The organism is candidate division KSB1 bacterium (assembly GCA_034506335.1).
Taxonomy (GTDB): Bacteria; Zhuqueibacterota; Zhuqueibacteria; order JANLFK01; family Oleimicrobiaceae; genus Oleimicrobium.
Genome location: JAPDPR010000047.1, coordinates 17,484 through 31,993 on the forward strand (window position 1 = coordinate 17,484; position 14,510 = coordinate 31,993).

Below are 14,510 nucleotides of genomic sequence, written 5' to 3' on the forward strand. Positions count from 1 at the left end.
CTCTATGCTGTGGAACAAAGTCAGCGCCCTACTAGAATTCGACAAGGTTCTCAACCACCTCGCTGCACTAACAACCTGTGAACTTGGGCGCGAGCGCGTCGACGCGGTGCGCCCTTTTTCTACCGTGGAACAGGCCCAGGCCGCGTTGACCCTTCTCACCGAAGTGCGCGACCTTCTGAACGCAGGTGCACCCTTGCCCTTGTACGGGCTTCAAGATGTCCGCTCTCCCCTGCGCAAAGCAGCGGTGGCAGGAGGCCTCCTGAGCATTGAGGAGTGTGCGCGCATCGCCAGCACCCTTGAAGTCGTTCGACACCTGCACGGGTTCCTCAAGACGCACGGCGAAGGCTACCCCCACGTGCACGAACTCATCGCTCAGTTGGGGACCTACCGCGAACTCGAGGACGAGCTCAAGAGGTGCATAGACTGCGAGGCCCTGCACATTCGCGATGGCGCCAGCGCCGAGCTCGCCCGGGTACGGCGCGAGATCCTGCGCCAACAGGAACGGGCGCGTCAGATTTTGGAGCAACTGGCTCGCCGTTTGGCCGCGCAAGGGGCGTTACAAGAACAAGGCAGCACCATTCGCGATGGCCGCCTGGTGCTGGTGGTCAGAGAAGAGTACCGGAACAGGGTGAAGGGGTTCATTCACGGCCGCTCGGCCAGTGGCGCAAGCTTGTTTGTCGAGCCGGTGGAGACATTCGAGGTCAACAACCTGATACGCGAGCTTTTCTTGCGCCAGGCTGAGGAAGAAGAAAAGGTCTTGCGCCGCCTCACCAGCTTGATTGGTAGCCGGGCGCAGGAGCTTCTGCAGGACATGGAGACCCTGGCTGAGCTGGACTTTGTCAATGCCAAGGCGCTCCTTTCGCAAAAGTTGCAGGCACACCAGCCGCTCATCAACAATCAGGGGCTGATCCGGATCTGCCAGGGACGACATCCGCTGCTTTTGCTCAAACACGGCGGCCAAGAGGTGGTGCCTCTGGACCTCACCCTCGGGGAGGAATTCTCCACGCTGGTGATCAGTGGACCGAACGCGGGTGGCAAGACGGTGGCACTCAAGACGGTTGGGCTTCTGTCCCTCATGGCCCAGAGCGGGCTGCATGTGCCCGCCAGCCCGGAATCGGAGTTTGCCCTGTTTTCCTCCTGCTTCGCCGACATAGGCGATGAGCAGTCCATCGAACAGGACCTCTCCACCTTCTCGTCGCACGTGGCGAACCTGAAGCTCATCCTCCAAGAGGCCGATGGCGCAAGCCTTGTGCTCATCGACGAGATCGGGGCCGGCACTGACCCAGAGGAGGGGGTGGCGCTCGCCATGAGTGTGCTTGAGGTGCTGACTAAGCGCGGCGCAAGGACTATTGTCACCACACACCACGGTGCACTCAAGGCGTTTGCGTTTCGCACGCCGGGTGTGGCCAACGGCTCCATGGAATTTGACCCGGAGACGCTGCGCCCCACCTACCGTTTCCGCGCGGGAATGCCCGGGTCTAGCTACGCCTTTCAGATTGCGCGCCGCCTGGGGCTGGCTCCCGAGGTGTTGGACAGGGCCACGGAGCTGGTGGGCCCGCAAAAGAGCAGCGTCGAGGGGTTGATCGCCGAGCTAGAGGAAGAACTGCTGCGCTACAGGCGGCTGGTGGCCGACCTTCAGGCCAAGGAAAAGGAGTTGGCGACCCTCATTGCCGATTATCAACAGCGGAGCACCGAACTGGCCCGACAGACGCGTGCCCTGCAGCGCAAAGCGGCCCAGGAGGCCGAGCAGCTGCTGCGTGAGGCCAACGCAACGGTCGAGCGTGCCGTTCGGGAGATTCGCGAGCAGCATGCCTCGCGCGAAGCCATCCGCGCCGCCAAACAGCTCATCGCCGAACAGCGGCAAAAAGCGGAGGCCCTGGCACGCCTGGCCGATGAGCCATCGGCTGAACCTGCGCCTTCCTTACTACCCGTCGAAGGTCCCATCGCCAAGGGCGATACGGTACTATGGAACCGCTACGGCACTACGGGAACAGTTGCCTCGGACCCCGACGAAGATGGCAAGGTATTGGTGCAGGCCGGGAGCGTCTCAACGTGGGTCCGGCTGCACGAACTCACCAAGGTGGTAGGGCACAAGAGCCGCAGCGGCGGCATCACCTATCATGTCAGCAGCACCGCGAGTGCCAGCGACGAGATTGACCTGCGCGGGTTATCAGCGGAGGAAGCGCTCGAACAGTTGTCGAAGTTTCTGGACACGGCAGCCCTTACTGGTTTGCACAGTGTGCGCATAATCCATGGCAAAGGCACGGGCACTCTGCGGAAGCACGTGGGCGAGTATTTGCGCTCTCACCCCTTGGTCAAAGAGACGCGTCTGGGAGCATGGAATGAAGGCGGGAGCGGGGTAACAATTGCCGAGCTGAGGACGGAGTGATGACTTCTCACCTTTCGGAGTTGGCACAGGCAGCGGCTACAGTGGCGCGACTCGGCGGTGCAGTGCTGAAGCGCTTCTTCGGGCAAATTACCATCGCCCATGCCAATACCAAACGCCCTTTTGACTTTGTCTCTGAGGCGGACCACACTGCCGAACAAACAATGACCTCCTTCATTAAGGACCACTTCCCTGAGGACACCATCTATGCCGAAGAGGGATCACGGCAGGAAGCGGGAAGCGGCAACCGCTGGATCATTGACCCCCTGGACGGGACGACCAACTTCCTGCACGGCTACCCCATGTTCTCCGTTTCGGTGGCTGTGGAAAGTGGCGGCCAGGTGATTGCCGGCGCGGTACTGGACCCGTTGCGTGATGAGCTGTTTGTTGCCGAGCGCGGGCGTGGTGCCTACTTGAATGGCGTGAGGTTGAAGGTCTCCTCGATCAACGATCCGGCGCGCTCCCTCCTTGCCACTGGATTCCCCTTCCGGTCAAAAGACTTACTGCAGCCGTATCTTCGCACATTTGCCTTCCTTTTCGAGCGGGTGAGTGGTATACGGCGTGCGGGCTCGGCGGCCTTGGACCTGGCCTATGTGGCCTGCGGCCGCTGCGAAGGGTTCTGGGAGTTAGGACTGTCCCCATGGGATATAGCCGCGGGCGAACTCCTCATCCAGGAGGCGGGGGGACGCGTCACCGATTTTGATGGGTCCCCCTCGGCAGTATGGCGTGGCAACGTCATCGCCTCCAACGGCCTCATTCATGACCTCATTCTGGAAGCGGTCGCTTTGGTGTTTGGCACTACCTCGCAGACCCCTTCGAACCAATGAGACGAGTGATCACCATCGCCGCACCGTTGCTGGTCCTCGGAACGCTCACCTACTATGGCTACCGTGCGTATCCTGAGCTCCGCCTGAGCACCTGTCTTCAGGACCCGCTCCGATACGACGGCGCGCACCTGGTCGTGGGGACCGAGGCGACAGTGGAAGCCTTGGTGCCCAATGGCTTTGTCATCCGCCAGCTGGGACGCTCGGTCCGCGTTGTAGGCGACCCGGGCGACGCGCGTGTGGGCGATTTTGTGCGCATGGAGGTCATCTTCCACAAGGAGGGCTATCTTACCCTCAAACGCCTCTACGTGGCCAAGAAGCGCCGGGCCAAGATCGCGGTCTCTGTGCTGCCGGTGCTCGTGGTGGGGGTCTGGTTTTGCCGCGCTTACCGTTTCGACCGCCGGTGCGGTTATCTGGTGGAGAGGAAGTAGTGCCCGATCTGACCACCCATCTTGCCCTCACCCACTTAGGGAGCAGGCCCTTACGCCTGGGAAGCGCCCGTCTGCCCCTCTACCTGGGCGCACTGCTTCCGGACTTGCTCACACGGCCCTTCTACATCCTCTACCCGCCGGCCTACTTTGTGGTCTACAGCCTGCATACACCGGTGGCGACAGGGCTGGCGGCACTGGCGGTGGCGCAACTCTTCGCCCCTGAGCTGCGTCCCCAAGTGCGGGCCGGATTGCTGGCGGGCAGCGCGTTCCATTTTGCTCTGGACGTTTTGCAGAGGCAAGTAGGGAACGCCTACTATTGGCTTTTCCCGCTGAGCTGGAAAACCTTTGACCTCGGGCTCTTTTGGCCGGAGGACTCTCTGCGCTGGTTGCCGGTAGTCGGCGGAGCGGTGGTGCTTGTGGAGGCCTCCGCGTTAGTGTACGGCCGGGTTCGCCACAGCAAAGGAGCACCCAATGCGAGTGCACAATGAGCTCCCCTCCGGGAAGTTGTTAGGGCAGCGGCTGGCCGGGGTCCTCTTGTTCCTGGCGCTGTTCCCCGGTTGCGTGGCATTCAACCTTAGGGTCCGCACCGTGGTGGACCACCGCACCGCATGCCTGCGCCAGATCGACTATTCCGGGTCTTCCTGGGAACGTTTCCTCATCCCCGATGAGACTCCCTGGGAGGTGACGCGCACCGATTCCGGGGTCAGCGCGCGTGCCATGTTCAAGGACCCCAATCTCATCGGCACCGACATAGTCTTCGACGCCAGCCAGCAAGTTGCCGATAGCGCCTGGTTAGAGTTTGCCAAGGCCCGCCATATTGCTCAGCCAAAGGCCCAGGCTCTGCGCTTCGCCAACCGGGTCACATTTAGAAAGACGTACCTACTGGTGATGTATCGCTACCGCTACCGGGAGGAGTGGCACGCCAACAGCGTCCCCGATTTTCTCCGCTACCACTATCTGGAAAAAAGGTTTCCCACGACCAGCATGGCAGACTCAGTAGAACTGGCCCGGGAAGCACTTAGGCTGGCGGCCCGTGCCTTTGCCGACTGCCGACTTACGTGCGCGGTCCTTTTGCCTGGCACCATCTCTTCGACCAATGCCGATTGGGTCGAGGGGCAGACCGCGTTGTGGGAGGTCTCGCCTTTGGAGTTCAGGGAGGGGGCGACCGCTAAGGTCATGGAGGTGACCTCGCACCGCTACTTGTGGACGAACATCGCCATCCTCTGCCTGGCAGTTCTGGCCGGCATGGCGCGCCTGATCATGATAGCGGTAAGATCGCTGCAGGAACGCCGCCGTGACCCACTGTGGCGGCTCCACTCGTAGTGGTGGCTTGATCTCATTCCTCAGGCCGTGGAATCAGCGGGCTCATGCCAATTCCGGCATGTGAAGTGTCTTCCTGACTTTACCAAACGCACACGAAACCTGGGACCAGTAAGAGAAAGAAGGTAGAAGAAAGGATTACGAAATGCGCTCATCGTGTTGCCACAGGAGAGGGGTCTTGTTTACGGCAGTGGGGCTGTGGATCGCGGCCGCCATTGCCTACGGCGCTGGACTGCCTTTGCGCGGGCCTGAAGGAAAGGACAAGTATGTGCCTGGCCAGCTGATTGTTAAGCTCAAGCCTGGTGTGGCGCCCACGCTCCTGAGCGGGGGGCAAGCCACGGGTGCGCCAGCGGTTGATGCAACCTTGGCGCGCTTTGGCGTCCGTCAGGTGCACCAGCTCCTCAGGGGTGCGAAACACGCTCCCAACGGCGGCGAACGAATCTACCGCGTTTCCATTGACCCCGCGCTGGACCCTGCGCAAGTGGCAGCCGAATTGCGCAAGAGCCCCTACCTGGAATACGCAGACCCCCTGTTTGTCCACCACGTGGAAGATACGCCGAACGATCCCAGTTTCTCCGAGCAAACTTACCTGCGCATCGTCAAGGCACCTCAGGCCTGGGACGTGGTCAAGGGGGACAGCAGCGTGATCATTGCTATTGTGGACAACGGGGTAGACTATCAGCACCCCGATCTGGCCGCCAATGTCTGGACTAATTGGCGCGAGGCGAAAGGTCTGCCCCACGTGGACGATGACGGCAACGGCTACCTCGATGACGTACACGGGTACGACCTCGCGGAAAGAGATAACGACCCGAGCAACTGTCCCGCGGATCCCGATGGTTTTTTCGACCACGGCACACTTCTGGCCGGCGTCTCATGTGCGGTGACCAACAACGGGGTGGGCATTGCCGGCACCAGTTGGGGCTGTCGGTACATGCCGGTCAAGACCAGTTACGATAGCAGCCCCAGATCGGTCTCATTTGGGTACGAGGGGATCATTTATGCGGCACGGGCAGGCGCCCGCGTTATAAACTGCAGTTGGGGCCGCTATGGACAACCGGCCGCCAGCGAGCAAGATATCATCAACACCGTGACCGCCATGGGCGCAATAGTTGTGGCCGCAGCAGGTAACACGGTCACCGACCAACCCCACTATCCGAGCGCCTACCGCAATGTGCTCAGCGTGACCTGGCTCACCGATAGAGATCAGCGCATAGCCGTGTACCAAGAAGGCGAATGGGTGGGAAGCTCCTACGGCATAACTGTGGACGTTGCCGCCCCCGGCCTTAGCCTCTACTCCACGGTGCCCCGTGCGGGTGGCAACTATGGCCGGGCTTCCGGCAGCTCGTTGGCGACGCCCATAGTGTCAGGCACCTGCGGCCTCATTGCCACACAGCATCCGGACTGGTCGCCCCTGCGCATCATGCAGCAGGTGGTCTTCACTGCCGACAATGTCGACGCGGTCAATCCCGGGTTCGAAGGGCAATTGGGTAGTGGGCGCGTCAATGCATTTCGTGCCGTGTCAGAGTCGGCGGTGCCGCTTCCCCCCAAGGTGCGGGCGGACACGCTGGTGGTCACCGAAGCAGGCGGTGACGGCGACGGCGCTTTTGAGCATAATGAGCTCATACAGGTTACCGGCAGATTCCGGAACTTTTCCGTAACGGAGGTCAGAAATGCCTCTGTGGTGTTGAGCACCAGGGACACATCATTGACTTTCCCCAGGCCCGAGGTGTTTGTCGGTGACGTGGGTGCCGACGCCGAGTTCGAGCTCAGCACGCCGCTGGTGGCGCGCGTTCTTCCCACGGCACTGGGACACACAACTACACTCTTCATCAGCATCGCCTATGACGGGGGGACGGCACTTGTAGACTCCTTGCGCCTTCTCATCGGCACCACGCCGGTACTTGTGGTAGACGACACCAAGGACACTGAAGGGAGCCCGCTCAATCCGGCGGTCAATCCGAGCGAGTTCTACACTTACCTCTTGGACAGACTAGGTGTCCCTTATGGAGTGTGGGACCATAGCGTGTTGGGGACGCCTTCGGCAAGTGTTCTTCTCCAGTTCCCAATGATCATTTGGGTGAGCGAATGGTCGTTTCCCTATTTGACGGCGACCGACATGACTGCACTGAGATCGTATCTGGATGGTGCGGGCTGTCTCTTCATCACGGGTCAAGATCTAGCCTACAGCCTGGCAGACCCCACCAGCCCATGGTACGGCCAACAAGGGGTGGCGTTCTTGGAGGGCTACCTCCATGCTCGGTATCGCGCCGATAACAGCGACGACCAGCGGTTAGTGGGCATCACTGGCGACCCCATCGGACACGGCCTTGCTTTTTCCATCTACCAACCTGGTCGCAACGCGGACGAGCAGTTTCCGGAGGTGCTGGAACCGGTCAACGGAGGGCTACCCGTTTTCGCGTACAGGAACGGAGGGGTAGGTGCTGTCCGCTATCAAGGAGGGTACAAGACCGTCTATTTCGGCTTTGGCCTGGAGGCAATTGATGCTACGCTGACAAGCGTACCGAGTAGTGCGTCCACCCTGCGCCAAGAAGTGTTGGCCCGCACCCTCCGCTGGCTCAATCCCATTGAACACACACCGCTTCCCGATACGGAGGAGCCAGGACAAGCGCGCCCGCTCAGCATCACCCTCCAGCGAATGCTGCCCGACCTCTCTCAGGTTGAGCTCCTGTGGCGCAAGGTGGGAGAGGAGCACTACAAGACGGAAACCATGCAGCAGAGTTCACGGGGGCGCTACCAGGCGGAAATTCCCGCCACCGGCGACACGGCTACAGTGGAGTATTACTTCCGTGTCAAGACCCTGTATTACGCCCTGCATTTGCCTTTTGAGGCCCCTGCGACTGTGTTCCGGTACAGGGTCGGGAGTGACCGCACACCTCCCACCATCTCCCACAAGCCACTTCGGCGCCTATTCAATGCTGCGGACACGGCATGGGTGGAGGCAGTGCTGAGTGACAACCTTGGCATCGACACCAGCCAGGTCTGTGTCTACTATGGCGTGGGTGGGCTCACGCGCAAGGCACCTATGCTCCCTAGCCCAGTCACCGGGCTGTGGCGCGCTCCCTTGCCCCCCTTCGCAACCTATGGCGACACGGTGCGGTATGCAATCTTTGCCCGCGACCGCTCCGCAGCCGGCAACGAGGCAGTTTCCGATACCTTCGCGATGGTTGTCGGATATGAGGATTTTGAATCCGGGCTTGCCGACTGGGACGTGTCCCAAGGGAGCTGGGGTCTGGACTCCTTCTACGCACGCTCCGGCGAACTGTGTGTCAACCAGAGTCCGGGCCAGACGTACCCCACCAGCTACGATGGGAGCATCGCCATGGCGTTTGACGCAGATCTGTCCCAAACCACAGGTGCAGCACTGTACTTCTGGACCAAGTACTACATCGAGAACAACAAGGACTTTGGTTACGTGGAGGTTTCCACGGACGGCGGCCGCTCGTGGTCCCAGCTCGGACCGGCTTTGACCGGCGTGCGTGCCACCTGGGTGGAAGAGTGCCGGTCGTTGCGGTCGTTTGCCGGCCCTGGGTTCAATCAGGTGCGGATTCGCTTCAGGTTCGTCAGCGATGCCACGCAGGGTCCTCTCTTCCGCGGCTGGTTCATCGACGATGTGCGCATCGTGACCGGACCGACCGTCGAGGTAGAGGAACCAGCGGCGACCTCGGCAACTCCGGTGGAGTATGCGCTGCAGCAAAATCATCCTAATCCGTGCAATCCAGGGACGGAGATACGATTTACCGTGCCTAAACCTGGACACATCACGCTGAGGGTGTTCAACCCGCTCGGCCAGCTTGTAGCCACGCTCGTGGATGACCATCTCCCTGCCGGGGAGCATCGGGTGCGGTGGTCTGCTACCAACGAAGCTGGTATCCCCGTGCCTACTGGCCTGTATCTTTACCGGCTGGAGGCCCCCGGGTACCGGCAGTCGCGGAAGATGATCGTGCTGCAGTAACACCATGCGGTCTCCTCGAGAGGAAGAGAAGAAATGCACAAGAACGCGATGATTCTTGCTTTCCTCGGAGTAATGGCCGCGGTAGCTGCGGCCGGCACCTCGGTTCGCCAACTAGTGCGCGTGCGGCTTGTTGACCAAGAGGCCCAGGTGATCTCGTCCTTTGCCGCCCTCGCCCCGGACATCGCCGGAAGTGCCAGGGACGGAACCTACGTCGACGTCATCGCCACGCCTGAACAGCGAGCTGCCTTTGCCCGACTTGGATTGAAAACGGAAACCCTGATCGACGACCTGGAGGCGCTGGACAAGGAATGGCGGACCCAAGGCTATTTCGACCGGTTCCACAACTATCAACAAGTGGTCGAGGCAATTCACCAGGCGGCTATGCGCTACCCAGGGCTGGCGCAGGTGGTGGACATAGGCGACTCTTGGGAGAAGACCCAGAACAAGGCCGACCGCGACATTTGGGCGGTAAAGATCTCGGATAACGCGGCAGTGGAGGAAGACGAACCGGAAGTGCTCATCATGGGCTGCCACCATGCGCGGGAGATCATCACACCGGAGATTGTCCTCTACTTCATGAACTACCTGCTCACCAACTATGGCACGGACCCGTATGTGACCTACCTGGTAGACAATCGTCAGATCTGGTTGGTGCCATTGGTCAATCCGGATGGGCATGCCTACGTTTTCACCACAGATCGGTGGTGGCGCAAGAACAGGCGAGACAACGGGGACGGCTCCTACGGGGTAGATTTGAACCGTAACTACGGCTACATGTGGGGCTATGACAATCAGGGTTCCAGTCCCATCCCCTCAGACCAAACCTATCGTGGGCCCGCGGCGTTTTCGGAACCAGAAGTCCAGGCCATCAGAGACCTTTGTCTGCAACACCGGTTCAAGATTTCGCTCTCCTACCACAGCTATGGCCAGCTGCTCCTCTACCCATGGGGGTACCGGGCCATGAACACCCCAGATCACGCGGTGTTCAAAGCGTTGGCAGACAGCTGCGTCGCATACAATGGCTACTCGCCTGGCAACGCCGCTTCAGGCACCATTTACATCACTAATGGCGACTCGGACGACTGGCTGTACGGCGAGCAGACGCAGAAGAACAAGATTTTTGCCTTCACGCCGGAGGTGGGGGTCCAGTTTCACCCCGACACCTCACGCATCATGCAGGAGATTTTGGAGAATTTGGGGCCAAACCTGTATATCTGCTATGCGGCAGGCGAGGAGCCCATCATCACCCACACGCCCCTGCGCGACACAGAAGACACAACTGGTCCCTATCGCGTTGAGGCCAAGGTCTCGCCTGCTATTCCCCTGAGTACCACTGCGCCGTCGCCCATCGTCAGAGAAGCAGTGTGGCTGCACTTTGCCATAGATGGACAGGCCAGCTTCGACTCCGTGGCGATGCTCCCTCAGGGCGAACAGGGCGTCTTTGCAGCGCAGCTTCCAGGCCAAGAGTCAGGCGCAACCGTCGTCTATTACATTTCAGCCAGAGATGAGAAAGGTCAAGTGGGCAGAGCACCACGGGCTGCGCCCACAGCTCTCTACCGGTTCACGGTGGCTCCAGATACGGTGCCGCCGACGTTGGCGCACCTGCCTATCACTGAAAAGTCGGTCTTTGACCGAGCCTACCCGGTCGTAGTGCAGGCCAGAGACAACTCGGGCATCGCGAGGATTCTGGTACAGTTCCGCAAGAACGGTGGCCCATTGGACTCGCTGCGGCTGGTACCCACTGGCCTCCCTGAGCAATATCGCGCCGAAATTTTGGCACAGAACCCCGCGGCGGGCGACCACTGGGAATACCGCATTGTCGCAGAGGACGCTTCGCGGCGCAGAAACCGAGGCTTTCTTCCGGAGTTTGGCTTTTTCACATTCGTGGTTACCGCGGACCTGCTGTTCGACTTTGAAAGCGAGGCAGCCTTTACCTGCTCCAACTCGAGTGATTGGCAGTGGGGGATCCCCACCAGCGGTCCACGGGCCGCCCATTCAGGGCACAACGTCTGGGCCACCAACCTGGCCGGGAACTATCGCGACTACTCCGACTCGCGCCTTGACACGCCACCAATTGAGCTCCCCTCTCATGCGAGTTCAGTGCAGTTGCGCTTCTGGCACTGGTATGAGTTTGAATACTCCGGAGCCCTGTGGGACGGGGGCAACATCAAGATCTCCGTGGACGGCGGACCTTTTGCGCTCGTCTACCCTGTGGGCGGCTACGACAATCAGGTGCATTCCTACAACGCTGTGCTTGGGGGCGAACCCGCATTCGGCGGGCCATCGGGCACCGGCGACTTTTGGCACGAGGAGATAGTCGACCTTTCGGCCTACGCCGGACACAGGGTGCAGATCCGCTTCCACTTCGCCTCCGACTCAGACATCAATCTGGCCGGGTGGTACATCGATGACGTGCGATTGGACTTTGGCACTGCGGTAGTCACGGCCGACGAGTGCTCATCTGGCCAGGCAAAGTTCACGCTAAGTCAGGCGTATCCCAATCCGTTCAATCCTGCCACCACGTTAGTCTTGGAAGTCCCCTTCCGGGACCGCTTGTCCATCCGCGTGGTGGACGTGCTTGGAAAGACAGTACGCAACCTGGGAGAAGCCTATTTTGAGCCAGGCATGCATCGTGTGCGCTGGGACGGGAACGCAGAAGGTGGTACGCCCGTGCCCAGCGGTCTTTATGTGATCGTGGTGCGAGGCAGAGAATTGGGTTTCACGCGAAAGGTTGTCAAACTCGAGTGAGGAGTCGTCAAGACAGCTTCGATGTGGCTCGAATAGAAACTGCTTGATATTTGTCTTGGATTTGCGTATCTTAGGCCACCTTCAAGAAGGGGGCGGCCCGGTGCGATCCTCGACGCCTCGAGGATTGGGCAAGCACAAGGTAGCGTGAGGGACTCGATATGAAACGAACTGTCGCTCTTTTGACCTGCGGCGCAATTCTCCTCGGGCTGTCGGGGTCTCTGCTTAGGGCAACACCCTCTCCCCAATGGCACGCTGACTATGCACGGGGGTTGCAAGCAGCGCGCGAGGGGAGGCTTCAGGAGGCGGTCCAGCATTTCCAGGCGGCTCTCAAGGTCCGTGCCAAGGACAGCGCCAAGCAACGGGCGCAAGGGACTACTTTCATCGAGTATTATCCACACCGCGAGTTGGGCATCTGCTACTACTACCTGGGTGACCTGGAGAATGCGCGTCGCGAGCTATCCACCTCGCTGGCGCAATCACCCACGCCGCGCGCCAAGCGCTTCCTGGAGCTCGTTAATCGGGGGGAACGGCCGCCGAAGGGTGAGCCCCCACCTTACGAAGACTTCCCAGGGAAGGAGCCCTCTGAGCCACCCGCCAGCAAGCCTTCGCAGCCAGAGTCTGCTGCAGCCACTGCAGTGGGTGAGCGTCTGAGCATTGCCGTCCTGCCCTTTGCCAGCAAGGGGATCGGCCGCGAGCTTGGACAAATCGACCTTCTTGATAAGGTGATCACCGAGCTCGTCAACCTCAACCGTTTCAAGGTCATCGAGCGTGCACAGTTGGAAAAGATCCTGGCTGAGCAGCAGTTGGGCATGTCCGGGGTACTGGACGCCTCAACGGCCGCGCAGATCGGCAAGGGGATTGGCGTTGACGCGGTGATGATCGGTAGCATCACCCAGGGCGGCAACTCCGTGACCATCGACGCGCGACTCATCGATACGGAGACTGCCACTATCATTTCGGCCAAGGATGCCTTTGTGACCGGGATCAGTCTGCAGAGTCTCTCGCAAATGATCGCCGAGCTGGCCGGCAAGTTCCGGGATGACTTTCCGCTGGCGACCGGTTACGTCATCGGTCTGGACGGGGATCGTCTCACCCTGGACCTGGGCCTGAGCAACGGGCTGAAGAAGGGGCGCAAGTGCATTGTCTACCGCGAGGGAGCACCCATCGTGCACCCGGTGTCGGGGAAAGTGATCGGCAAGATGATCGATGAGCTGTGCGAGGTACAGGTCACGGAAGTGTTCGATTCCTACAGTTTAGCGCATATTACCAGAACCAAGTCCGGGACACCGGCGCTGCGCGATCGCGTCATCACCAAGTAGCCCGACTCGCAGTGGGCTCTATTGTTGTTGGCAGGCGGCCTAAGCCGCTATCGGCTTCGCGATGCTTCATCTGCACAAGGAGGACCACCCATGAGACGGACGACCATCGTTCTGCTCGCGCTGGGGCTGTTCCTGGTTTCCACCCAAGCAATGGCCCAGGCCCGACGTGGCCAAATCGAGCTCTTTGCGGGCGGCGCAATTCCCCTGGCGCCGGATGCTTTCAAGGACTACTTCAAGGTTGGCTATAGCCTGCACGGTCAGTACGTCATGTTCCCCTCTGAGCGGCTGGGCCTGACGTTTGGTGCCGCCTATGAGCTGTTCTCCTTCAACGGGGACAAGCTTTTAGACGAATATGAGGCTCAGTTTCCGGGCTTCCGCGACTACTTCGACGTGTCTGGCAACGCGCACATCGTGGAGCTGGCAGTCGGACTGAGGCCCTACCTGACCCCACCGGAGGCGAGCACCCAGTTCTTCCTGCTGGCGCAGGGCACCTACAACATGCTTGGGACCGAAATGACCGTGAAGGTGGACATCCCCGGCTACTACTCGGGAGAAGAGACTTTCAAGGAGGACGAAAACAAAGTTGGCATTGCGGCGGGCGCTGGATTTGAGACGCCCTTCTCGTCGACCATGAACCTCATCATTCAGGGCCTCTACCGGCACATTTTCACCGAGAATGACGCCACCACCTTCGTCGGAATCACTGCCGGCATTGTGTTCTAACCGATAACCCCGAGAAGCACTAGGGGCCGACCACTTCTGAGGTCGGCCCCTTTGCTTTTGAGTAGTCGTTAGCCACAGCAGAGTTCACCCTATGGACACACCAGTGCCCTAATCGTGTTGGGATTCATCTATCGCGCGCGGGAAGCCTAAGAAGGGGAACGTCCGTGCCTACCAACCGCACCAAGTCACAGAGTGTGCAATGCGACAAATACGACACACTACGCTATCCACGATTGCGGCCACAATGGGCCACTCGCCCTATACCAACCCAGCGGGGCGGTGCGACTGATATTGGCATGCTTTATTGTGGCTGAAAGACCACTCCGACCCCTATAAGCAGATACTCAAACCGCGTGCCCCGATACGGATACGGATACTCGAACAGCTGTGCACCCGCCTGGTAGCCAACAAACCCCTCCAAGCCGCCAGTGAAGACCGTCGTATAGCTCACGGCAACTCTGGCTTGAACGAGATCTGGTACCAGTTGGATAACGACGCCGCCCCCTATTTCCACCCCGAAGCGCACCTGCCACTTGAAGTGGAACTCGTCCGGCGCAATGCGTTCTCCTGGGCGCAGTCGACCCATGTCAATGGCGCGGCCTGAGTAGGCGTAAATCCCTGGTCCCCCATGTGCGAAGGGTCGCACGACCTCACGACTGAACGGGTCCGCTTCTATGCCTGCCACGAAGGAGAGTAGGTCATGGCGGAATCCCGCGATGGTTCCCACCGAAGTAAATGCCTTTTCTTTTTCGCCGAAGGACGCAAACGTAGCTGCCGAGCGAA

The 14,510-nt window shown here is 60.2% G+C and carries 10 protein-coding genes; 9 read left to right on the forward strand and 1 reads right to left on the reverse strand.

Annotated elements, in window-relative coordinates; all coding sequences use genetic code 11:
* The first annotated feature begins 4 nt into the window (after nucleotides 1-4).
* From ONB25_12355 to ONB25_12395, 9 genes are all read left to right on the forward strand, one after another.
* Nucleotides 5-2,389, forward strand: a complete 2,385-nt coding sequence (locus ONB25_12355) for an endonuclease MutS2 (GenBank protein ID MDZ7393678.1) — start codon at nucleotides 5-7, stop codon at nucleotides 2,387-2,389.
* Nucleotides 2,389-3,213 carry an inositol monophosphatase gene (locus ONB25_12360; protein ID MDZ7393679.1) on the forward strand — a complete coding sequence of 275 codons (825 nt, stop codon included), beginning with the start codon at nucleotides 2,389-2,391 and terminating at the stop codon, nucleotides 3,211-3,213. The genes ONB25_12355 and ONB25_12360 overlap by 1 nt, the downstream gene beginning before the upstream one ends.
* Complete coding sequence (locus ONB25_12365) at nucleotides 3,210-3,641, forward strand: hypothetical protein (GenBank protein MDZ7393680.1); 432 nt, start codon at nucleotides 3,210-3,212, stop codon at nucleotides 3,639-3,641. The genes ONB25_12360 and ONB25_12365 overlap by 4 nt, the downstream gene beginning before the upstream one ends.
* Complete coding sequence (locus ONB25_12370; GenBank protein MDZ7393681.1) at nucleotides 3,641-4,129, forward strand: hypothetical protein; 489 nt, start codon at nucleotides 3,641-3,643, stop codon at nucleotides 4,127-4,129. Before ONB25_12365 ends, ONB25_12370 begins: the two co-directional genes overlap by 1 nt.
* The gene (locus ONB25_12375) at nucleotides 4,113-4,964 is read left to right on the forward strand and encodes a hypothetical protein (GenBank protein MDZ7393682.1); all 852 of its coding nucleotides are present in this window, start codon (nucleotides 4,113-4,115) and stop codon (nucleotides 4,962-4,964) included. The genes ONB25_12370 and ONB25_12375 overlap by 17 nt, the downstream gene beginning before the upstream one ends.
* A 175-nt stretch (nucleotides 4,965-5,139) precedes the next feature.
* Nucleotides 5,140-8,937 carry a S8 family peptidase gene (locus tag ONB25_12380; GenBank protein MDZ7393683.1) on the forward strand — a complete coding sequence of 1,266 codons (3,798 nt, stop codon included), beginning with the start codon at nucleotides 5,140-5,142 and terminating at the stop codon, nucleotides 8,935-8,937.
* A 33-nt stretch (nucleotides 8,938-8,970) separates the two neighbouring features.
* A complete protein-coding gene (locus tag ONB25_12385; protein MDZ7393684.1) occupies nucleotides 8,971-11,685 on the forward strand; it encodes a M14 family zinc carboxypeptidase in 2,715 nt (904 codons plus the stop codon).
* A gap of 158 nt (nucleotides 11,686-11,843) precedes the next feature.
* The gene (locus ONB25_12390) at nucleotides 11,844-13,004 is read left to right on the forward strand and encodes a FlgO family outer membrane protein (protein ID MDZ7393685.1); all 1,161 of its coding nucleotides are present in this window, start codon (nucleotides 11,844-11,846) and stop codon (nucleotides 13,002-13,004) included.
* Between the two features lie 90 nt (nucleotides 13,005-13,094).
* Entirely contained in the window at nucleotides 13,095-13,727 is a 633-nt protein-coding gene (locus tag ONB25_12395) for a hypothetical protein (GenBank protein MDZ7393686.1), read from the forward strand.
* Nucleotides 13,728-14,028: 301 nt separating this feature from the next.
* Here the strand turns inward: ONB25_12395 and ONB25_12400 are convergent.
* The coding region (locus tag ONB25_12400) for a hypothetical protein (protein MDZ7393687.1) at nucleotides 14,029-14,510 on the reverse strand (482 nt) is incomplete at its 5' end.

What these genes read in the sequence shown, in the direction of transcription:
- ONB25_12355 (MDZ7393678.1), top strand. Translation starts at nt 5, where the DNA reads ATGCTGTGGAACAAAGTCAGCGCCCTACTAGAATTCGACAAGGTTCTC.
- ONB25_12360 (MDZ7393679.1), top strand. Translation starts at nt 2,389, where the DNA reads ATGACTTCTCACCTTTCGGAGTTGGCACAGGCAGCGGCTACAGTGGCG.
- ONB25_12365 (MDZ7393680.1), top strand. Translation starts at nt 3,210, where the DNA reads ATGAGACGAGTGATCACCATCGCCGCACCGTTGCTGGTCCTCGGAACG.
- ONB25_12375 (MDZ7393682.1), top strand. Translation starts at nt 4,113, where the DNA reads ATGCGAGTGCACAATGAGCTCCCCTCCGGGAAGTTGTTAGGGCAGCGG.
- ONB25_12385 (MDZ7393684.1), top strand. Translation starts at nt 8,971, where the DNA reads ATGCACAAGAACGCGATGATTCTTGCTTTCCTCGGAGTAATGGCCGCG.
- ONB25_12390 (MDZ7393685.1), top strand. Translation starts at nt 11,844, where the DNA reads ATGAAACGAACTGTCGCTCTTTTGACCTGCGGCGCAATTCTCCTCGGG.
- ONB25_12395 (MDZ7393686.1), top strand. Translation starts at nt 13,095, where the DNA reads ATGAGACGGACGACCATCGTTCTGCTCGCGCTGGGGCTGTTCCTGGTT.